Here is a 21191-nt window from a genome sequence, read left to right as displayed (position 1 = left end):
TGAGTTCTCAAGGAACGGAAGCTTCCTTCGAGACCGTTTCACCGGCCCCTCCGGGCTTTCCCTTCGTTGTGTTCCGACTCTATCAGAAGATTTTCGGTCGGAATTACCACCCGGCTTTCGGGGACACGGGTACCCCGCTCGGGATTTCTCCCGACTCGAGACTGGGTGTCTTCCTCTGGCCTAATGGCAAGGTTCTGCATTGTTCACGGCTGGACGTGCCAGCTCCTGACAACCGTTCTAACCTACCTCCCACCCCCACACGCGTCAAATCAGCGGAAGGTGGACGGCGGAGTGTCGAGGTCCTCCAGCTCGATGCCGGGGGCCGCGAGGACGACGTCGCCGGCGAGGTGGACCTCGTGCTGCTCGCCGGACGCGAGGTCGGACACCAGGAAGTTGTCCACAGGCAGAAAACCGCTGTCGGCCGGATGTGCTGTCCTGGATTGCAGGGACCAGGACTGGTCGACGTTCAGGGGTGCGAGCACGGGGGGCCGGAATGACACGAGACGGACGCGCTTGGCGGGACCGCCCGGGGCGAGGCGGAGGAGTCTCGCGGTGGCGACCAGGAACGCGGGCGAGGCACCGGTGAAGGCGTGGGCGGGGGCGTTCCCCTCCTGCGCGTGCTCGCCGGTGGGGTCGCTGCGGACCCAGGTCACGCCGTCCAGGGCGGCGGCGCGGACCTGCCACGAGGCCGCGTGCAGTTCGAGGCGGACGGGGCGGCCGAGGTCGTCGACGGTCAGGTCGACGGAGCCGGCGTGGCTGCCGTCCGGGTGGGTGGTCTGTGCGGTGTAGCGCCAGCCGGAGGGACCGGTGGCGCAGTGGAAGTGCTCTTCTCCCAGGAGGGTGTGGTCATGGGTGTCATGGAGCGAGTAACGGCCGCGGGGCATGGTGGGTTCTCTGGATCCGGCGAGGCCCCCGCCTCCGGGTGGAGGCGGGGGCCCGCGTGGTGCGGTCCGCCCGGACGGGGCCGGGCGGCGGAGTGGTGCCGTGGGTCAGTAGCGGTAGTGGTCGGGCTTGTAGGGGCCCTCGACCTTGACGCCGATGTAGGAGGCCTGCTCCGGGCGCAGGGTGGTGAGCTTGACGCCGAGGGCGTCGAGGTGGAGGCGGGCGACCTTCTCGTCCAGGTGCTTGGGGAGCACGTAGACGCCGATCGGGTATTCCTCCGGCTTGGTGAAGAGCTCGACTTGGGCCAGGGTCTGGTCGGTGAAGGAGTTCGACATCACGAAGGACGGGTGTCCGGTGGCGTTGCCGAGGTTGAGCAGGCGGCCCTCGGACAGGACGATGAGCTTCTTGCCGTCCGGGAAGGTCCAGGTGTGGACCTGGGGCTTGACCTCGTCCTTGACGATGCCGGGGATCTTGGCCAGGCCGGCCATGTCGATCTCGTTGTCGAAGTGGCCGATGTTGCCCACGATCGCCTGGTGCTTCATCCGGCTCATGTCGGCGGCCATGATGATGTCGCGGTTGCCGGTCGTGGTGACGAAGATGTCGGCGGTCTCGACCACGTCGTCGAGGGTGGCGACCTGGTAGCCGTCCATCGCGGCCTGGAGGGCGCAGATGGGGTCGATCTCGGTGATGATCACGCGGGCGCCCTGGCCGCGGAGGGATTCGGCGCAGCCCTTGCCGACGTCGCCGTAGCCGCAGATGACGGCGACCTTGCCGCCGATCAGGACGTCGGTGGCGCGGTTGATGCCGTCGACGAGGGAGTGCCGGCAGCCGTACTTGTTGTCGAACTTCGACTTGGTGACGGCGTCGTTGACGTTGATCGCCGGGAAGAGCAGCGTGCCTTCCTGCTGCATCTCGTACAGGCGGTGGACGCCGGTGGTGGTCTCCTCGGTGACACCGCGGATCTCGGACGCGAGCTGCGTCCACTTCTGCGGGCTCTCGGCGAGGGTGCGGCGCAGCAGCGCGAGGATGTAGCCGTACTCCTCGCTGTCCTGCTCGGTGGTCGCGGGGACGGACCCGGCCTTCTCGAACTCGACGCCCTTGTGGACGAGCAGGGTGGCGTCGCCGCCGTCGTCCAGGATCATGTTGGGGCCGCCGGTGGCGGTGCCGGGCCAGGTCAGGGCCTGCTCGGTGCACCACCAGTACTCTTCGAGGGATTCGCCCTTCCAGGCGAAGACGGGAACGCCCTGCGGGTTGTCGGGGGTGCCGTCGGGGCCGACCGCGATGGCGGCGGCGGCGTGGTCCTGGGTGGAGAAGATGTTGCAGGACGCCCAGCGGACCTGCGCGCCGAGCGCGACGAGGGTCTCGATGAGGACGGCGGTCTGCACGGTCATGTGCAGCGAGCCGGTGATGCGGGCGCCGGCGAGGGGCTGCGTGGGGCCGTACTCGGCGCGCAGCGCCATCAGGCCGGGCATCTCGTGCTCGGCGAGGGTGATCTCCTTGCGGCCGAAGTCGGCGAGGGAGAGGTCCGCGACCTTGAAGTCGGTGGCGGTGGTGGTCATTCGGGCTGCTCCTCGGTGCGATCGAGGTGGACAGGGACGCGGCGCGGCCGCGGGGCGGCGTGTCGCCCGGATGCGGGCACACGTGTCCCCCTGCGGCAGCGCAATCCGTCGGAGGCCCTCTCTCCCTCGGCCGGTCACCGTGGGGCGACCGCCCGACCGCCATCAGCAGCGACGTCTGGCTCCTCACGAATCTACACCGGTGACCGCTGCGCCCGCAGGTGCGCGTGGTCAGCGCCCGCCCGGGGTCTGGTCGGGGTCGGGTCCCGCCGCGGCGGCGGCCTCGCTGTAGATGTCGGGTTCGAGGTAGATCACGCGGGCGAAGGGTTCGGCGGCTCGGATGCGCTCCTCGGCGGCGTCGATCGCGCGAGCGACCTCGGCGGCGGTGTCGTCGTGCTGCACGGCGATCTTGGCCGCGACCAGCAGTTCCTCCGGGCCGAGGTGCAGGGTGCGCATGTGGATGACGGCGGTGACGGTGTCGCCGTCCACGACGGCGGCGCGGATGCGGGCGAGCGATTCGGGGTTGGCGCCCTCGCCGATGAGCAGGGACTTGGTCTCGGCCGCGAGCACGAGGGCGATGCAGATCAGCAGGGTGCCGATGCACAGGGTTCCGACGCCGTCCCACACCCCGCTGTCGGTGGCCAGGGAGAGGCCGACGCCCAGCAGGGCGAGCACCAGGCCGATGAGGGCGCCGAAGTCCTCCAGCAGGACGACGGGCAGTTCGGGTGCCTTGGCCCGGCGGATGTACTCGACCCAGGACATCGAGCCGCGGGTGTGGTTGGACTCCTTGACGGCGGTGCGGAAGGAGGAGCCCTCGGCGGCCATGGCGAAGATCAGCACGCCGACCGGCCAGTACCAGTGGTCGAGGGTGTGCGGGTGGCGGACCTTCTCATATCCCTCGTAGAGGGCGAACATGCCGCCGACGGAGAACAGGACGATCGAGACGAGGAAGGCGTACACATAGCGTTCCCGGCCGTAGCCGAAGGGGTGCTCCTCGTTGGCGGCGCGCTTGGCCTTCTTGCCGCCGATGAGCAGCAGTGCCTGGTTGCCGGAGTCGGCGAGGGAGTGCACGCCCTCGGCGAGCATCGACGACGAGCCGCTGAACGCGAAGGCCACGAACTTGGACGCGGCGATGGCGAGGTTGGCGCTCAGTGCCGCGACGATCGCCCTGGTTCCGCCTGAGGCGCTCATGTGTGCTGGGTGTCCCTTCCGTCGGCCCGGGGCGGCTGGCTCGCCGTGCCGGGCGGGTGCGGTCGGACATTCTTGCAGTCCGTCCCGCCGTGGTTGCGTCAGGCGGCCACGGTGGCGCGGAAGACCGTGCCCTCGCCGCTGAGTTCGGTGTGCTCGCCGGCACGGATCCAGCACGACTCGCCGGGGCCGAGGGCCAGTTCCGTACCGGCGCCGCCGTCGTCGGCCGGGGTGGCGCCGGGGGTGCGCAGGCGGATCTCGCCGGCGGTGCACAGCAGGATCTGCGGGGCGTCGCGGTCGAGGCTGCGCGGGCCGGAGCCGGGGGCCAGGACGTACCGGGAGAGCCGGAATTCGTCGATGGGCGCGGCGTACAGCTCCTCGCCGTCGGCCCCGGCCTCGGGGCGCAGCACGGCGGGGTCGTCGGCCTCGAAGCGGACGATGCGCAGGAGTTCGGGTACGTCGATGTGCTTGGGGGTGAGGCCGCAGCGCAGCACGTTGTCGGAGTTGGCCATGATCTCGACGCCGAGGCCGTCGAGGTAGGCGTGCGGGACGCCGGCGCCGAGGTAGAGGGCTTCGCCGGGCTGGAGGCGGACGTGGTTGAGCAGCATGGCGGCGATGAGGCCGCGGTCGCCGGGGAAGTGCCGGGCGGCCTCGGCGTAGGCGGCGTAGTCGGCGGCGTACGGGGTGCCGGGGGTGGCGGCGAGCCGGGCGGCGGCCTCGGCGGCGGCGTGCACGGTGTCGGCCATCTCGGCGGGGTCGGCGCCCAGGACGGCGGCGAGGACCTCGCGCAGCGCCCGGTCCTCGGGGTGGGCGCGCAGGATGTCGGCGTAGGGCACCAGGGCGCCGACGCCGAGCGCGTCGATGAGGGCGGCGGCCTCGGTGGGGCGGCGGAAGCCGCACAGGCCGTCGAAGGGCGACAGGGCCACGAGCATCTCGGGCTTGTGGTTGGCGTCCTTGTAGTTGCGGTGCGGGGCGTCCAGCGGGACGCCGCGGGCCTCCTCGTCGGCGAATCCGGCCCTGGCCTGCGCGAGGTCGGGGTGGACCTGCACGGACAGCGGCGCACCCGCGGCGAGCACCTTGAGGAGGAAGGGCAGTCGCGGGCCGAACCGCTTGACGGTGGCCTCGCCCAGCTCGGCGGCGGGGTCGGCGTCAATGACGGCGTCGAGGGGCTCGGGTCCGGCGCCGCGGTCGAGCCGGGAGGGGGCGCCGGGGTGGGCGCCCATCCACAGCTCGGCCTGCGGTTCCCCGGTCGGCTCGGTGCCGAGCAGTTCGGGGATGGCGGTGGTGGAGCCCCAGGCGTAGGGGCGGACGGTGTTGAGGAGGCGGTTCATGCCGGTCATGGTCTCTCGGTCGAGGCGACGGCCAGGTATACGGAGGTGAAATCGGTCAGGGCGAGGATCTCCGCGGCCGTTTGCAGGTCGCTGCCGCCGGTGGCGGCGATCTCGCTGAGCGGGGTGTCGTGCGCGTAGGCCTGCTCGCGGGCCGCGGGGGCGGCGGAGCCGGGCCGGTCGGGCGCCTCCTGGAGCAGGACGATGCGCAGCCGCAGCCCGTCGGCGTCCTCGACGCGGTCGCGGAAGAAGTCGTCCGGGTCGGCGGTCAGGGCGTGGGCGCCGGCCTGGAGCGGGCCGTGCAGGGTGAGCGCGGCGGGCAGTTCGGCGCTGAGCGCGGGCCGCCCGGCGCGGGTGCCGAGGACGGCGGCGAAGCGGCGCGCGCAGGCCGCGGCGATCCGGTCCTGGCTCCACAGCAGCGGGAGGGCGTCGGCGAGTTCGGCGGCCAGCGTCTTGGCGGGGTTGGTGTAGGTGGCGATGGCCGGGCCGCAGCGGGCGGCGGTCGCGTCGAGGGTGTCGGCGAGGGCGTGGAGTTCGGCGGCGGGCGCGCTGGTCAGGCCCAGCCGGTCAACGAGGGCGAGCAGCGGGGCGAGCAGCGCCCAGAAGGCGCCCGTGTCCGCGACCGGGTCGGTGGCGGGGTCCGGGACGGTGTCGCCGGGCGCGGTGGCCGCGAAGGGCAGGGCGAGGCCGCGGACCTGGGCGACGGCGTCGGCGAGCGGTGCCTTGGCCGGGGTGACGGCCACCGCCGTGCAGCCGCGCCGGTAGGCCTGCTCGACCAGGTCGGTGAGGCCCTGTTCGGTGCCCCGGGCGGAGAGCAGCACGAGCAGGTCGAGGGAGCCCGCCCAGCCGGGCAGCGTCCACCGGGAGCGTTCGGGGCTGGGCCCGGTGGGGGCGAGTGCCTGCACCGGGCAGCTGCCGGAGGCGAGCGCGGTGAGGAGGTCGGCGACGGCGTCGGCGTCGGGCCCGCTGCCGGCCACCAGGACGGTGCGGGGCCGGCCGTCGGGCCGCAGCGCGTCCAGCCCGGCCTCGTCGGCGAGCCGCAGTGCGGTGCGGACCCGGGCACCGGACGCGGCGACCCCGCGGAGCAGCCCGTGGGTGTCGGCGCGGGCGAGACCGTCGGGGTCCTCCAGCAGCGACTCGTCGAACAAGGCGACCTCCGTCGGTCGGATGCGGGCCGGGCTGCGGCCTGTTGCGGGGGCCCGTCGGGCGGGTGCGAGGCGGCCCCGTACACCGGGCGCCGTGCACCGGGGGCGGGCCGGGCGGCGGTCGCGGGCGGGTCAGCCGGGGCGGCGGGCCTCGTCGACCAGCAGCACCGGGATGTCGTCCCTGACCGGGTAGGCCAGGCCGCAGTCGGCGGAGGTGCACACCAGCTCCGCCGCGTCCTCGTCCTCGCGGAGCGGGGCGTGGCAGGCCGGGCAGACGAGGATGTCCAGAAGGCTGGCTTCCACGAGCGGCATGTGCGGTGTCCTCCGGGCGGTGGGCGGCCGGTGGTGGCCGGGCCGGTGTGCGGTCGCGGGTGCGCGGATCGGGCGCGCCCCCGCCGCCGGGTACGTGGCCCGGCCTGTGCCCGTCAGCCTATCGCCGCGCCCCGGGCGGAGACACAGGACGGGTCCCCCGGGGCCCGGCGTGGCGGGCTGACGGCCCCGGCCGTCAGCGGCGGAGGCGGGATCGGCCGCGGCCCGAAGCGCACGTTCTGCCACGTACCCCGGCCACCGCGTCCCGGCCCGCCGCGAGCCGGATCGTCCGCCCCGCCGTCAGCCCCGGACGAGCGCGAGGACCTGGTCGCGGATGCGGGCGACGGTGGCGGGGTCGGCTGCCTCGACGTTGAGGCGGAGCAGCGGCTCGGTGTTGGAGGCGCGCAGGTTGAACCACCAGTCGGCGGCGCTGACGGTGAGGCCGTCGAGATCGTCGAAGGTGACGCCGTCCCGGCCGGTGAAGGCGGCCCGGACGGCGGCGGTGCGGCCCGCCTGGTCGGCGACGGTGCTGTTGATCTCGCCGGAGGACGCGTAGCGGTCGTACGCGCCGACGAGGGCGGACAGCGGGCCGTCCTGGCGGCCGAGGGCCGCGAGCAGGTGGAGGGCGGCGAGCATGCCGGTGTCGGCGTTCCAGAAGTCGCGGAAGTAGTAGTGCGCGGAGTGCTCGCCGCCGAAGACGGCACCGGTGGCGGCCATCTCCTGCTTGATGAAGGAGTGGCCGACGCGGGTGCGCACGGGGACGCCGCCCTGCTCGACGACGACCTCGGGGACGGTCCGGGAGGTGATCAGGTTGTGGATGACCGTGGCGCCGGGGTGCCGGGCCAGTTCGCGCGCGGCGACCAGGGCGGTGACGGCGGACGGGGAGACGCCCTCGCCGCGCTCGTCGACGGCGAAGCAGCGGTCGGCGTCGCCGTCGAAGGCGAGGCCGATGTCGGCGCCGGTCTCGCGGACGCGCTGCTGGAGGTCGACGAGGTTCTTCGGGTCGAGCGGGTTGGCCTCGTGGTTGGGGAAGGTGCCGTCGAGCTCGAAGTACATGGGCACGAGGTCGACGGGCAGCCCGGCGAGCACGGTCGGCACGGTGTGCCCGCCCATGCCGTTGCCCGCGTCGACGACGACCTTGAGCGGGCGCATGCCGGACAGGTCGACGAGGGAGCGCAGGCAGTCGGCGTAGTCGCCGAGCACGTCGCGGTCGGTGACGGTGCCGGGGGTGGCGGCGCCGGCCGGGACGCCGGTCTCCAGCCACTGCTCGGCGAGCGCGCGGATGTCGGCGAGCCCGGTGTCCTGGCCGACGGGGGCAGCGCCCGCGCGGCACATCTTGATGCCGTTGTACTGCGCCGGGTTGTGGCTCGCGGTGAACATGGCGCCGGGCAGGCCGAGGCGGCCGCTGGCGAAGTACAGCTCGTCGGTGGAGCACAGTCCGATGCGGGTGACGTCGGCGCCGCGGGAGGCGGCGCCGCGCGCGAAGGCGTCGGACAGCGCGGGGGACGAGGGCCGCATGTCGTGGCCGACGACGATCGCGTCCGCGCCGGTGACCGTGGCGAAGGCGGCGCCGAAGATCTCCGCGAGCGGGGTGTCCCACTGGTCGGGTACGACTCCGCGGACGTCGTAGGCCTTGACCAGCTGCGACAAATCGGCCACTGCACACCTCTGCTGTACGGGTCACGGACGGTGCGGGTCACGCACGTCGGGCGGCGCCCGGCGCGGGGGCCCGGACGGGGCCGCGGCGCGGTGCCGCGGTGGCCCCACAACCTACCCGGCGGACCTGCGGCGGGGCGGGTGCGGGGCTACTCCGGCGAGCGCAGCACCCGCAGGTGGCCGCGCCGGGCGACCTCCAGCGGGTCGATGTCGCGGGCGCCGGGCCGGGTGCGCTCCTGGGGGCGGGCGGCCTCGCGCACGGCGTTGGCGAGGGCCTCCAGGTCGTCGCCGCTGGGCCGCACCGGGCCGGTGTCGACAGCGAGCCGGACGACCTCCCAGCCGCGCGGTGCGGTGAGCCGCTCGGAGTGCTCGGAGCACAGGTCGTAGCAGTGCGGCTCGGCATAGGTGGCGAGGGGGCCGAGGACGGCGGTGGAGTCCGCGTAGACGTACGTCAGCGTCGCGACGGCGGGGCGGCCGCAAGCGGTGCGCGAACAGCGACGTACAGGGCTCACGACGTTGGACGGTACCGCACTCTTGAGCGGGCCGCGACGACTCTCCGCAGGCTCACCCGGTCGTGTCGTCGCCGGGGCCCTTCCCGGGGCACGGGTGCGGCCGCAGCACTGGCCTGCGGCGATATGGCGGGCGGCGGGCGGCGGACGGGGACGCGGTGCGGGCGGACGTGACGGCGGCACGTGCCGGCGTGGGCCTCCGGCTGGCGTGATTCCGTCGCATTCATGGCCTGATGCGGTCTGATCCCCGGCGCTGGATGACGATAAAGGGGTCGGCGCGGACCGCGCTGCCCGCGGGCCGCGACACCGGTGCGGACCGGGAGCTAGGCTCACGCTGATGGACAGTACGGTTCCGCCTCCCTCCGACCCGCGTCCGCGGCATCGCGACCGGCACGGCCGCGGCATGCGCGGGCCCATCGCACCGCCGCAGGTGCCCCTCGCGGTGTCGCGCGCCGACGCGTTCGACGACCTGGTCAGGGATGCCGCCGACCGGCTGGAGCGGCGCTGGCCGCAGCTGGCGGACGTGGAGTTCGCGGTGCAGGAGGTGCCCTGGCCGCAGGACGGGCCGGGGACCGACGGCGAGGCGGTGCCGCTGGGGCGGCTGGTCGGCGCGGACAACGGCCGGCCGAACCGGATCGTGGTCTACCGGCGCCCCGTGGAGATCCGCGCCAAGAGCCGCGACGAGCGGGCGCTGCTGGTGCACGAGGTGGTCGTGGAGCAGGTCGCGGAGCTGCTGGGGCTGTCCCCGGAGAACGTCGACCCGAAGTACGGCGAGGACTGAGCGGCCGCAGCCCGTGGCAGTAGGCCACGGCGTGGCAATGTACCGGTCGCGTGGCACTGTACCGGTCCGCGCGCCTGTGTGCCGGGGCGCGCGGTGGCCGGGCCGCTACTTGCCGAGGATCTTCAGGTCGGGCGCGGCCTGCGGCACCTGAACGGTGGAGCGGTCGTCCGGCATCGGCTGGATGGTGAACATGGGCACGCCGTCCAGCGGCAGCGCCAGCTCGCGCGAGGCGTACAGAGTGCCGCCCGAAAGCTTCTCGACGGTCACGGAGAACGAGCCCTTGCCCGCGACCGGGGCGACGGGCTGCACGGCCATGGTGGTGCCGGCCTTGACGACGACGGTGCGGGTCACCGGCGTGCCGCCCGCGGTGCCGGGCGACGAGGTGATTTTGACCTGGGTGTCCTTGTCGAGGGCGGTCAGTGCGACCGTGGCGGCCTTGTCGCGGTTGTCGGCGGCGGTGGCGCGGGTGCCGACGGGGGACGTCGCGGGCAGGAAGGCCAGCTCCTGCTTGTCGCCCTTGCCGCGGGTGACGAGCAGCCCGGCGACGACGGGGACGGGGGCGTGCACCTTGCTGGAGGTGATCAGCAGCGAGCCGGTGTCGCCCTTGGTCACGTCGCCGAGGTCGGCGGTGGCGGTCATGCCTGCCTTGACGTGCAGCGTCTCGTGGTCGGCCGGGGTGATCACGCCGGTGGCGGTGGCCAGTTTCAGGGTGAGGTCGGCGTCGTCGGAGCCGGTCGCGTAGGCGACGAGGCGGACCGAGACGGCGTCGGCGGGGATGCCGGGCATGACCAGCGTGGTGGCGGGCTCGGCGGCGGGCTGGAGCCAGTCGGCGCCCTTGCCCGCGGACGTCGCCTGGACGGCGGCGCCGACCCGGCCGCTGCGGACGACGACGTGGACGGTGAGGTCCTGGACCTTCTGGGCGGTCAGCGTGGACAGCAGCACCGGCTCCGCGCCCTTGCCGGGCACCGTGACGCCGTCGCCCCCGGACGTCTTGACCAGCCCGTCGGGGCCGTACAGCTCGATGTCCACGACGGCGGGGGCGTCGTCGGGGTCGACCAGGTGCAGGTAGTCCTGGCGGCCGTCGGAGGTGCTGGCGCCGGCGAACCAGAACTCGCTGTCGGGGGTGACGCAGGAGGTGCCGAGCAGTGCGCGGCCGGGTCCCGCGTCGACGACGGTGGTCTCGCCGACGCTCCAGCCGGGCGCGAGGGGCCCGTCGGCGGTGCCGACCAGGGCGGGCGCGTCGGCCTTGTCGGTGGTGTAGGTGACCGTCCTTCCCGCCTGCTTCAGCGGCGGGGAGAGCGGGGCGGGCTTGGCCGCCGTGGTGAGCAGCTGGGCGCTGCCCGCTGCCCCGGCGGAGCTGCCCGCGGCCTGGCCGGGCAGCGGTGACGCCGAGGGGGTGAAGGACGCGTAGGTGGTGTCGGCGAACTCCGACGGCGAGGGGGACGGGCACACCGTGGTGGTGCGCTGCACCGGGAGCCGGGTCGAGGAGCCCTTGGGGGCGGCCACCGAGTCGTCGCTGCCGTTCAGCGAGGCGGCGCCGACGAGGACGGCGAGCACGACGACGGCGCCGCCCAGGGAGAGGGTGCTGCGGTTCACTGCTGGTCGCTCCCGTCGCGGCGGTGGTCGCCTTCTGCGTAGTACGCCCCGCCGTCGCCGTAGCCCGCGGGGTCGGTGCCGTAGCCGGGCTGCTGGGCGCCGTAGGGCGGCTGCTCGCCGTAGCCGCCGTCCGGCTGCCCGTAGGCGTCGTAGCCGGGCTGCTGGACGCCCTGCTGGGGGTAGCCGTACGGGTCGGCGCCGTAGCCGCCCTGCTGGTCGTAGCCGGCGTTCTGGCCCGCGGGGTAGGGCTGCTGCTCCCACTGCGGTTCACCGGGGTAGCCGGTGTAGTACGGGTCGGCGTCCGGCGCGGCGCCGGGGGCGGGGACGGCGTACGGGTCGTAACCGGCCTCGGAGGGCTCGTAGCCGCCCTCCGCGCCCTCGTAGCCGCCCTCGGTGCCCTGGTAGCCCTGGGCGGGCTCGTAGGGGCCCTGCGCGGGGTCGTACGGCTGCTGTGCCCCCTGGTCGCCGGGGTCCGGGTCGGCGTCTTCCCGGGCGGCGGCCTCCGCGGCGGCCTCCGCTTCTGCGGCGGCCTGGAGCCGGCGGGCGCGGCGGCCGCCCTCGCCGCCCTGCGCGGGGATGTCCGCGGCGGCTGCGGCAGCGGCGGCCTCGGCCTCCGGCAGGTCGTCGTCGACCTCGCGGCGCCTTCCGGGCAGCGCGAGCACGAGCACGACGAGCAGCAGGAGGGCCTGGACGCCGAGCCAGCCGATGTGGGTGACGGGCTCCTTGAAGGTGACGTCGAGGCGGCCGCCGGAGGCGGGGAGTTCGAAGCCCTGCGCCCATCCGTCGACGGTGGTCGGCGTGAGGCGGGAGCCGTCGAGGGTGGCCTGCCAGCCGGAGGACGCGGAGTCGGCCAGCCGCAGCACGCGCCCGGCCGGGCCCGCGGGCACCTTGGTGTGCGCCTCGACCAGGCCGGAGGGGACGGAGACCGGGGCGGTGCCCTTGGCGGTGATCGTCACCCGCGACACCGCGGTGTCGACGCGCCACAGCTGGCTGCCGTCGGCCTGGCTGACGCGGGACAGGCCCGGTGTGCCGTCGAGGACGCGGCCGACCTCGTGCGGGGTGCCGCGCTGCGCCAGGACGTACCGCACGGCGTACTTGGCGAGCCGGCTGCCCTGGTCGGCGCCGGAGCCGGCGACGAGGTTGGCGACGAGCGAGTCGAGGTCGCTGTCGCGCGGGGCCTGGGCGGCGATCTCGGCGTCGCCGATGTGCACGCCCGCGCCGCGCACCAGCGCGTACGAGATGTGCCCGGTCGTCCCGGTGAGCACCAGGGTGCGGGCGTGGTCGCTGGTGGTGGACTCCTCCGCGACGAACGCGGGCACCTGCTGCGGGTCGCGGCGGGCCAGCGGGCCGTCGGCGCCGTGCGCGACCCAGGTGCCCGCGGCGAGCAGCGGCGCGGCGACCGCGGCCAGCACCACGAGGCCCGCGACGGGCTGCCGCCAGCCGAAGCCGCTCGCGGCGATGCGCTCGTTGGCGCCCTCCGCGCCGACCACGGCGGCCGACAGCAGCGCGATGCCGTAGACCAGCGTGGCGGGGCCGGCCCAGGCGTGGCCGTTCTCGATCACGGCGAAGAGCAGGCCGGTCGCGGCGGCGGCCCACGCGGCGAGCACCGCGGTGCGGCGGCTGTCGCGCAGCAGCGCGGCGAGGGCGGCCAGCACGACGCCGACCAGCAGCAGCCCACCGGACGCCTTGGGCCCGCCGGGGCTGAGCAGCGCCAGGTCGAGGCCGGACACGCTCGTGCCGCCGTACGGCAGCCCGGCCTCGTCGAGCATCCGCCCGGGGTGCGCGAGCAGCGTCAGCGACCAGGGCGCGAGCAGCACGATCGGGGTGACCAGCACCGCGGCCGAGCGCAGCACGTGCGGGACGAGCAGCGCGCCACGGCCGGCCACCAGCCGCCAGGCGATGACGGCGGCGGCGAGGACGAGCGCGATGGGCCAGGTGACCGGGGTGAAGGCGGTGGTGAAGGTGAGCATCAGGGCGAGCGCCCAGGTCGCCCGCCAGCTCGGCCGGGCGCCGCGGTCCAAGGCGGCGTCGCCGAGCTGGAGCCCGGCGGAGGCCACGGCGGCGCGCGCCATCAGCGGCAGCAGGATGGCGAGCACCGCGGTGCCGAGGCGGCCGGTGGCGAGCGCGCCGGTGGCGGCGGGCAGGAAGGCGTACGCGACCGACGCCCAGGCGCGGACCAGCCGGGACTCGGCCAGCGGGCGGGAGGCGAAGTACGCGGCCACCCCGGCGAGCGGCACGGAGGCGACCAGCAGCAGCGTGAGCGTCAGGCTCGTGGAGCCGAACAGCACGGTCGAGAAGATCCCGAGGACGGCGAGGTACGGCGGCGCGGACTCGGTGCCGCCGGTGCCGAGCGCGTGCCACGAACCGGCGTAGGCGCGCCACAGGTCGGAGGCGCCGGACCCGGCGGGCAGCAGGGCGCCGCCGTAGAGGGTGCCGCCGCCGAGCAGCGAGCGGCAGGCGGCGAGGGAGACGACGAGCAGCACCACGAAGAGCATCGGCCCGGGTTTGCGGGCGATGCGCTTGAGGCGGGCGAACTGCTCGACCTCCAGGAAGTCGCCGTCGTCGTCGCCGGGTCCGGACTCGATGGCGCCGCCGTGCCGTCCGGCCGCGGCGGCGGAGGCGTCGGCGCGCCCGGAGATGTTGCTGACGACCTGGTCGACGGTGGCGCGCACGGTCGCGCCGGGCGGCGGGAAGAGCGGGCGCAGTTCCGCGGGTTCGACGGCGCCGCGGCCGCGCCGGCGGCGGGCGGCGAGCAGCCGCTCGGGACGCAGCAGGACGCCGAGCAGGCCGACGATCTCGTCGACGGCCTGGCCGGGCACCTTGCCGACGAGGTAGGCCAGGGTGCGCAGCACGGTGCCGACGACGATGCGCAGCGCCACGTAGGGCAGCAGCGGCCCGCGGGTGTTGGCCAGCAGGGTGTAGACGGCGCCGGCCTTGTCCACGCGGTGCGGGTTGGCGGCGGAGCGCCCGGCGCAGTCGACCGGGCGGCGTTCGCGGGAGGCGGCCTCGGCGTGCCAGAGCACGGCGTCGGGGGCGATGTAGACGGTGTGCCCGGCGGCCTGGGCGCGCCAGCAGAAGTCGACGTCGTCGCGCATCAGGGGCAGCCGGCGGTCGAAGCCGCCCAGCGCCTCCCACACGTCGCGGCGCACCAGCATGCCCGCGGAGGACACCGAGAGCACCTGGCGGACCTGGTCGTGCTGGCCCTGGTCCTGCTCGCGGCGCTCCAGGGCGGTCCAGCGGCGGCCGCTGCGGGCGATGCTGACGCCGACCTCGAGCAGCTGCCTGCGGTCGTACCAGCTGCGCAGCTTGGGGCCGACGACGGCGGCGGACGGGGTGCTGTCGGCGATCCGCAGCAGGCCGGAGAGCGCTCCGGGGTCGGGCTCGCAGTCGTCGTGCAGCAGCCACAGCCACTGCACGGGCTCGCCGTTCCGGGGCTGCTCGGACGCGCCGCCGTCGCCGAACGGGTCGTCGGCGTAGGGGTCGTCGTTCCACTGCCGGCCGACGGGGTCCCAGCCGCTGCCGCGCGGGGCGAGGTAGGGCAGGTCGTCGGCGGTGAGCGGGACGGCGGCACGGACGCACTCGTCGACGGCCGCGCCGAAGGAGGTGCGCCGGGCGAGGTGCAGGACCCGCTGGTCGCCGAGGGATTCGGCGAGCAGCCGGGCGGAGTCGTCGGCGCTGCCGGTGTCGGCGGCGACGACGTCCTGGACGGGGCGGTCCTGGGCGAGCAGACCTGCGAGGGCCTTGGGCAGCCAGCGAGCTCCGTCGTGTGCGACCAGCACGGCGGTGACGACATGGCGCGGGAACTCAGGAGTGCCGGCCGGATGGACGGCCGGTGCTGGGCTGTTCACGGACATCGAGGTTTCGGCCCCGGTTCGCTGGACTGCGGTGGACGCCGGTGCCCGCGTACGGCGGGGGTGGCGTCTCGGACGGCCCCCCACACTAACGGCTCACACGGGTGCCACCGCCTGACGGGAGTCCGGTGTGAGAACAACAGCAGCCCGTCCGGCGTGCGCGAACGCAGGCCGGACGGGCTGCCGGACGGGTGGTCCCGGCGGTCCGCCGGGGAGTGCCCGCGGGCGTCCGGCCGCTGGTCAGGGGGCCGGAACGGGGGTGCGGGCGGGTGCGTCGGCGGTCAGACGACGCCCTTCTTCAGACGGCGGCGCTCACGCTCGGACAGGCCGCCCCAGATACCGAAGCGCTCGTCGTTGGCGAGGGCGTACTCCAGGCAGTCGGAACGGACTTCGCACGCGAGACAGACCTTCTTCGCCTCACGTGTGGAACCGCCCTTTTCGGGGAAGAACGACTCCGGGTCGGTCTGCGCACACAGGGCGCGCTCCTGCCAGCCGAGTTCCTCGTCGGCCTCTTCGGCCAGCAGCAACTGGAACTGCTCGGTCATGCGCGCCCCTCGTCTGTCGTGCTTCCCCGTGGTGTGGGCCGTCCGCGCGTGCGGCTGAACGACACGAGTGAAATTACAAGTGCGCCGATCCGGGCGAGTCAAGCCGAGATCTGCTATTGAGCCCGTTATTCACTCCGCTGAACCAAGGCGTGACGGTAAGTGCTGTAATCAGATCAAAAGACCGGAACCGTCAACCGTCGTCCGGTCGTCCAACCCCCACACCCCGTCAGACGCTGCGGCTGTACGCCGCGTTCCGCCCGTACGGACGAAGGGGTGCGGATCACATTTCGATCACAGGAACACCCGTCCGAGGAGACCGTTCGACCTCGCGCGCGACGGCGTCACGACGGGCGGGCGAATTCCCCCGGGACCGGCGCGTCCGACAATCGGAATGCCTCGGAGGCACGGGGCCACGGTTCTCGCTGCACCTATCCCCGCACCCCCGCGCACAAACCTTTCGGCAACGCAGGGTGCCGGATCAGGTGAAAGAAGGCGACAAACCGGACATCCATTTGACAGCGGGTCTCCCGGACCGGTCTCCTTGACGCATGCCTGCCGAGCCCCACGTGACGACCCGGACCCGCCGCCGCGCGTCCTGCCGTGTCGCGCTCGCGCAGAACTGCTGTTGTCCCTGCCGCTGTCGCTGAGCCCCCGCAAGGGGACGCGCCGCCCGCACCCGCGGTCCAGGCGCCCCGCCCACGCCACTCGCGCACACCTCCAGGGACACCCTTCACATGTCCGAGCACCCCGCTCGCCCCGCGCTCCCCGCGCCCTCCACCGCCGCCGACACCTACGGCGCCTACGGCCCGGCGGTCTCCGACGTCGCCATCGCCGGCGACCCGCTCGCCCTGCCGCACCTGCTGCCCCCCGTGCCGCAGCACCCCGCCACGGTGGCCGAGTTCGCCGGGCTCGCCCGCGCCGTCGCCGCCGACCGGGACCAGTGGGAGCCGCTCGTCCGCTACGACGCCACCAGCCGCTGGTACGCCCGGCTGCGCACCGGCCCCGGTTACGAGCTGTGGCTGCTCAGCTGGCTCCCCGGCCAGGGCAGCGGCCTGCACGACCACGGCGCGTCCTCCGGCGTGCTGACCGTGCTCACCGGCAGCCTGCGTGAACGCGCGCGCGGCGCGGCCGGCGAGACCGTCCGTGTGCTCGCGCCCGGCGCGCAGCGCGCCTTCGCGCCCGGCTATGTGCACGAGGTCGTCAACGACAGCCTGGAGCCCGCGGTCAGCCTGCACGTCTACTTCCCCGGCCTGACCGCGATGACCCCGCACAACTGCGACTCCCCCGCGCACACCGCCGTACCGCAGCCCGCGCGCTGAGCCGCGCACCCGGACGGGCCGTCACCCGCGGCGGTGGGCGCACCGGTGCCCGTACGGCCGCCGGGCGCGGGCTGCAAGACTGGGGCCCATGCGAATCGTGGTTCTGGCCGGAGGAATCGGCGGGGCGCGCTTTCTGCGCGGCCTGCTGGCAGCGGCGCCGGAGGCGGAGATCACCGTCGTCGGCAACACCGGAGACGACATCCATCTGTTCGGCCTGAAGGTCTGTCCCGACCTCGACACCGTGATGTACACGCTCGGCGGCGGCATCCACGAGGAACAGGGCTGGGGACGGGCCGACGAGACCTTCACCGTCAAGGAGGAACTGGCCGCCTACGGGGTCGGCCCGGAGTGGTTCGGCCTGGGCGACCGGGACTTCGCCACCCACATCGTGCGCACCCAGATGCTCGCGGCCGGCTACCCCCTCAGCGCCGTGACCGAGGCGCTGTGCGCCCGCTGGAAGCCCGGCGTGCGGCTCATCCCGATGTCCGACGACCGGGTCGAGACCCATGTCCTGGTCGAGACCGACGGCGAGCGCCGGGCCGTCCACTTCCAGGAGTACTGGGTACGGATGCGCGCCGCCGTCCCCGCGTACGCCGTCGTGCCGGTCGGCGCGGACGCCGCCAAGCCCGCGCCCGGCGTGCTGGAGGCCATCGCCGCGGCCGACGTCATCGTCTTCCCGCCGTCCAACCCGGTGGTGAGCATCGGCACGATCCTGGCCGTACCCGGCATCCGGGAGGCCGTCGCCGAGGCCGGCGTGCCCGTCGTCGGCCTGTCCCCGATCGTCGGGGACGCGCCCGTACGCGGCATGGCCGACAAGGTGCTGGCCGCCGTGGGCGTGGAGTCCACCGCCGCAGCGGTGGCCGCGCACTACGGCTCCGGCCTGCTCGACGGCTGGCTCGTCGACACCGTCGACGCCGCCGCCGTCGCCGAGGTGGAGGCGGCCGGCATCCGCTGCCGCGCCGTACCGCTCATGATGAGCGGCCTGGAGGCGACCACGCAGATGGCCCGCGAGGCCCTCGCACTCGCCGCGGAGGTACGGGCATGAGCGCGCCGCGCATCGAGGTCTTCGCGCTCGACGGCATCGACGAGGTCAAGGCGGGCGCGGACATCGCCGAACTCGTCGCCGCCACCGGCGTGCGGCTCGCGGACGGCGACATCGTGATCGTCACGTCCAAGATCGTCAGCAAGGCCGAGGGGCGGTTGATCGCCGCGGAGGACCGCGAGGCGGCCATCGACGCGGAGATGGTGCGGCTCGTCGCCCGCCGCGGCGGCACCCGCATCGTGGAGAGCCGGCACGGCTTCGTCATGGCCGCCGCCGGCGTCGACGCCTCCAACACCGCGCCCGGCACCGTGCTGCTGCTGCCGGAGGACCCCGACGCCTCCGCCCGCCGCATCCGCGCCGGGCTGCGCGCCGCACTGGGCGCGAACGTCGGCGTCGTCGTGACCGACACCTTCGGGCGGCCCTGGCGGCAGGGCCTCACCGACGTCGCGATCGGCGCCGCGGGCGTCGCCGTCCTCGACGACCTGCGCGGCGCCCAGGACACCCACGGCAACCCCCTCGCCGTGACCGTCACCGCGACCGCCGACGAACTGGCCGCCGCAGGTGACCTGGTGAAGGGCAAGGCCACGGGCCGCCCCGTCGCCGTCGTCCGCGGCCTCGGCCACGCCGTCCTCCCCGCCGACGCGGCCGGCCCCGGGGCGCAGGCACTGGTCCGGGACGCCGCGAGCGACATGTTCCGGCTCGGCACCTCCGAGGCCGTCCGCGAGGCGGTGTCCCTGCGGCGCACCGTGCGCGACTTCACCGACGAGCCCGTCGACCCCGCGGCCGTCCGCCGCGCCGTCGCCCTCGCCGTCACCGCGCCCGCCCCGCACCACACCACGCCCTGGCGCTTCGTCCTCCTGGAGACCCCGCAGGTACGCACCCGCCTGCTCGACGCCATGCGCGACGCCTGGGAGGCGGACCTGCGCCGCGACGGCTTCTCCGAGACCGGCATCACCAAGCGGCTGCGCCGCGGCGACGTCCTGCGCCGGGCGCCCTACCTCGCCGTCCCCTGCCTCGTCGCCGACGGCGCCCACCCCTACCCCGACACCCGGCGGGCCGCCGCGGAACGCGAGATGTTCGTGGTCGCCACCGGCGCGGGCGTGCAGAACTTCCTGGTCGCCCTCGCCGGCGAGCAACTCGGCTCCGCATGGGTGTCGTCCACGATGTTCTGCCGCGACGTGGTCCGCGAGGTGCTCGGGCTGCCGCCCGAGTGGGACCCGATGGGCGCGGTGGCGATCGGCCGCCCGGCCGCCTCCCCGCCGCCGCGGGCCGCGCGGGGGGCGGAGGCGTTCATCGCGGTGCGGTGAGCTTGCCGCTCGGCTCGGGGGTGAGGGTTTCCCTGCTGCGCGGGGTGAGCGTTTCCAGGGGCGCGTGAGGCACCTCCCAGGCGCCCCTGACGGTTGCCCGGCAGGTCAACCGCAGCGTCAGAAACGCGGCGTGGGCGGGTTGGGGGACAGGCGGGGGGCGTGGCGGGGCGGGGCGGGGGAGGCCAGGAGGATGAGGCGGGCGGCGCGGTGGCGCTGGCCCGCGTACGGCTCCAGGAGGGACAGCATCGTCGCGTCGTCGGACCGCCGCTCGCCGGTCAGCGCGTAGCCGATGTGGTGCGGCAGGTGCAGGTCGCCGACGGTGATCGCGTCCGGGGCGCCGTGGCTGCGCTGCAAGGTCTCCGCCGCCGTCCAGGGGCCGATCCCCGGCACCGTCTGCAGGCGGGTGCCCGCCTCCTGCGCGGGCAGCGCCGCGAGCGCGTCGAGACGGGCCCCGAGGCGCACCGCGCGCATGACGGTGGAGGCGCGCTTGTCGTCCACCCCGGCGCAGTGCCAGTCCCAGGACGGCACCCGCGCCCAGCCGCGCGCGTCCGGCATGACCCGCATCAGCTCGCCCGCAGGCCCCGGCGCGGGCTCGCCGTGCCGGCGGAGCAGCAGCCGCCACGCCCGGTACGCCTCGTCCGTCGTGACCTTCTGCTCCAGCACCGACGGGATCAGCGACTCCAGGACGAGGCCGGTCCTGGTCAGCCGCAGGCCGGGGTTGCGGCGGTGGGCGGCGTGCACGACACGGTGCCGCGGGGTGAACGCCGAGGGGTCGTCGAGCCCGCCGAGCAGCGCCGGAATCGCCTCCAGCAGCCACGCCGCCCCGGGCCCCCACGCCTCCGCCTCCAGCAGGGCGGCGCTGCCCCGCAACCGCAGCGTGCCCGCCCCCTCCGGCGTACGGCTGGCCCGCCACACCGTGCCGTCCCGGTCGATACGGAACGCCGGGTCGGCCGGGCCGCGGCGCAGCGGCATCAGCGTGCGGCGGACGTCGAGCGGCCCCTGCGGCGCCCACGTACGGCGCAGCCCCACGCCCACCCGGGGCGCGGGCACGGCGCCGCCCGGACGCGGGCGGAAGGAGGGCGAAGGCACCCGCCGAGGGTAACCGGCCGGGGCGCGGCACCCGGCCGGTAGCCTGACCGGCGTGACGTCACCCACCCCGGACACCCCCGCAGGCCTGCTCACCGCCGCCCTCCGCACGGACCCCGCGCGCCCCTTCCTCACCTTCTACGACGACGCGACCGGCGAACGCGTCGAACTGTCCGTCGCGACCTTCGCGAACTGGGTGAACAAGACCGCGAACCTCCTCCAGGACGACCTGGGCGCGCAGCCCGGCGACCGGCTCGCCCTGCTGCTGCCCGCGCACTGGCAGACCGCGGCCTGGATCCTCGCGGGCTTCTCCACCGGGGTCGTCGTCGCGCCCGGCGCGGACCCCGCGGGCGCGGACCTCGTCGTCACCGGACCCGACACCCTCGACCAGGCCCGCGCATGCAACGGCGAACGGGTCGCCCTCGCACTGCGCCCCCTCGGCGGGCGCTTCCCCCAACCCCCCGCCGGCTTCCTCGACTACGCGGCGGAGGTGCCGGGGCAGGGCGACCGCTTCACCCCGTACGCACCGGTGCGTTCGGACGCGGTGGCCCTCGAACTCCCCGGCGAGGGCACGCTCACCGCCGGTGAGGTGGTGGAACGCGCCCACGCGTACGGGCTGGCGCCCGGGGCCCGCGTTTTGTCCCGCCTCCCCTTCACCACCTGGGAAGGCCTCGCCGCGGGCCTCCTCGCCCCCCTCGCGTCCGCCGGCTCCGCCGTCCTCTGCCGGCACGCTGCCGCTCTCCCCCCGGACCGACTCGCCGCCCGCGAGACCAGCGAACGTACGACGCTCACGCTCTGAGGGGGGAAGCCCCGGGGTGCCTGTTGCGGTAGGCGCCGCGACCGTCCGCCGGTGGTGGGCTGAGCGCGCCGTTCTCCCCCAGAGCTCCGCCTGGGAGGTGCCCCCACGCGCCCCTGTTTCGCCCCGGGATACCTGTTGCGGTGGTCGTCGCGACCTTCCCGCCGTCGTGGCTTGTCGCGCAGTTCCCGCGCCCCTGAAAACGCGTGCCCTCGCCCCACACTGATCACCCCCACCGGCAGGCAGCCGCTGAACCGGCCCGGAGGGGGACGGTGCGGGGTGCCCCCGCAGGAAT

At 74.7% G+C, this 21191-nt stretch carries 17 protein-coding genes; 5 read left to right on the top strand and 12 right to left on the bottom strand.

Annotation, left to right across the window (positions count from 1 at the left end; all coding sequences use genetic code 11):
- Positions 1–269: 269 nt before the first annotated feature.
- From ACH4PY_RS08690 to ACH4PY_RS08655, 8 genes are all read right to left on the bottom strand, one after another.
- Complete coding sequence (locus ACH4PY_RS08690) at positions 270–884, bottom strand: hypothetical protein (protein ID WP_398177538.1); 615 nt, start codon at positions 882–884, stop codon at positions 270–272.
- A 105-nt stretch (positions 885–989) separates the two neighbouring features.
- Positions 990–2441: an adenosylhomocysteinase gene (gene ahcY / locus ACH4PY_RS08685; protein WP_398177535.1), complete on the bottom strand. Its 1452-nt coding sequence runs from the start codon at positions 2439–2441 to the stop codon at positions 990–992.
- A gap of 228 nt (positions 2442–2669) precedes the next feature.
- Positions 2670–3629, bottom strand: a complete 960-nt coding sequence (locus ACH4PY_RS08680; RefSeq protein ID WP_398177532.1) for a cation diffusion facilitator family transporter — start codon at positions 3627–3629, stop codon at positions 2670–2672.
- 98 nt (positions 3630–3727) lie between these two features.
- Complete coding sequence (manA, locus tag ACH4PY_RS08675; RefSeq protein WP_398177529.1) at positions 3728–4957, bottom strand: mannose-6-phosphate isomerase, class I; 1230 nt, start codon at positions 4955–4957, stop codon at positions 3728–3730.
- Positions 4958–4962: 5 nt separating this feature from the next.
- Positions 4963–6102: an SIS domain-containing protein gene (locus ACH4PY_RS08670; RefSeq protein ID WP_398177526.1), complete on the bottom strand. Its 1140-nt coding sequence runs from the start codon at positions 6100–6102 to the stop codon at positions 4963–4965.
- 129 nt (positions 6103–6231) lie between these two features.
- Positions 6232–6411: a Trm112 family protein gene (locus tag ACH4PY_RS08665; protein WP_398177523.1), complete on the bottom strand. Its 180-nt coding sequence runs from the start codon at positions 6409–6411 to the stop codon at positions 6232–6234.
- Between the two features lie 297 nt (positions 6412–6708).
- Positions 6709–8067: a phosphomannomutase/phosphoglucomutase gene (locus ACH4PY_RS08660; protein ID WP_398177521.1), complete on the bottom strand. Its 1359-nt coding sequence runs from the start codon at positions 8065–8067 to the stop codon at positions 6709–6711.
- Positions 8068–8213: 146 nt separating this feature from the next.
- A complete protein-coding gene (locus ACH4PY_RS08655) occupies positions 8214–8576 on the bottom strand; it encodes a DUF3499 domain-containing protein (RefSeq protein WP_031519528.1) in 363 nt (120 codons plus the stop codon).
- A 334-nt stretch (positions 8577–8910) separates the two neighbouring features.
- On the opposite strand from ACH4PY_RS08655, the gene ACH4PY_RS08650 reads away from it, so the two are divergent.
- Entirely contained in the window at positions 8911–9354 is a 444-nt protein-coding gene (locus ACH4PY_RS08650) for a metallopeptidase family protein (protein WP_398177517.1), read from the top strand.
- Between the two features lie 105 nt (positions 9355–9459).
- On the opposite strand, the gene ACH4PY_RS08645 is transcribed toward ACH4PY_RS08650, so the two are convergent.
- From ACH4PY_RS08645 to ACH4PY_RS08635, 3 genes are all read right to left on the bottom strand, one after another.
- On the bottom strand, positions 9460–10950 hold the full coding sequence (locus tag ACH4PY_RS08645; protein ID WP_398177514.1) for a DUF5719 family protein: 1491 nt from the start codon (positions 10948–10950) through the stop codon (positions 9460–9462).
- Entirely contained in the window at positions 10947–14804 is a 3858-nt protein-coding gene (locus tag ACH4PY_RS08640; protein ID WP_398177511.1) for a glycosyltransferase, read from the bottom strand. The genes ACH4PY_RS08645 and ACH4PY_RS08640 overlap by 4 nt, the downstream gene beginning before the upstream one ends.
- Before the next feature lie 278 nt (positions 14805–15082).
- Entirely contained in the window at positions 15083–15346 is a 264-nt protein-coding gene (locus ACH4PY_RS08635) for a WhiB family transcriptional regulator (RefSeq protein ID WP_031519519.1), read from the bottom strand.
- A gap of 734 nt (positions 15347–16080) precedes the next feature.
- On the opposite strand from ACH4PY_RS08635, the gene ACH4PY_RS08630 reads away from it, so the two are divergent.
- The 3 genes from ACH4PY_RS08630 (at position 16081) to ACH4PY_RS08620 (ending at position 19014) form a co-directional block, all read left to right on the top strand.
- Positions 16081–16665 (top strand): cysteine dioxygenase, encoded by a 585-nt coding sequence (locus tag ACH4PY_RS08630; RefSeq protein ID WP_398177507.1) that lies wholly within the window; start codon positions 16081–16083, stop codon positions 16663–16665.
- 88 nt (positions 16666–16753) lie between these two features.
- Positions 16754–17710 (top strand): 2-phospho-L-lactate transferase, encoded by a 957-nt coding sequence (cofD, locus tag ACH4PY_RS08625; RefSeq protein WP_398177504.1) that lies wholly within the window; start codon positions 16754–16756, stop codon positions 17708–17710.
- Entirely contained in the window at positions 17707–19014 is a 1308-nt protein-coding gene (locus ACH4PY_RS08620; protein WP_398177501.1) for a coenzyme F420-0:L-glutamate ligase, read from the top strand. The genes cofD and ACH4PY_RS08620 overlap by 4 nt, the downstream gene beginning before the upstream one ends.
- Positions 19015–19131: 117 nt before the next feature.
- On the opposite strand, the gene ACH4PY_RS08615 is transcribed toward ACH4PY_RS08620, so the two are convergent.
- Positions 19132–20103 carry a DNA-3-methyladenine glycosylase family protein gene (locus ACH4PY_RS08615; protein ID WP_398177498.1) on the bottom strand — a complete coding sequence of 324 codons (972 nt, stop codon included), beginning with the start codon at positions 20101–20103 and terminating at the stop codon, positions 19132–19134.
- A gap of 52 nt (positions 20104–20155) precedes the next feature.
- On the opposite strand from ACH4PY_RS08615, the gene ACH4PY_RS08610 reads away from it, so the two are divergent.
- Positions 20156–20899, top strand: coding sequence for a TIGR03089 family protein (locus ACH4PY_RS08610; RefSeq protein ID WP_398177495.1), 744 nt, complete (start codon positions 20156–20158; stop codon positions 20897–20899).
- Positions 20900–21191 lie beyond the last annotated feature (292 nt).

Origin of the sequence: Streptomyces sp. NPDC021224, from assembly GCF_044332905.1 — a bacterium.
GTDB lineage: Bacteria > Actinomycetota > Actinomycetes > Streptomycetales > Streptomycetaceae > Actinacidiphila.
Note: the sequence above shows the minus strand (reverse complement) of the source record. Positions and strands in the feature narration are given on the sequence as shown.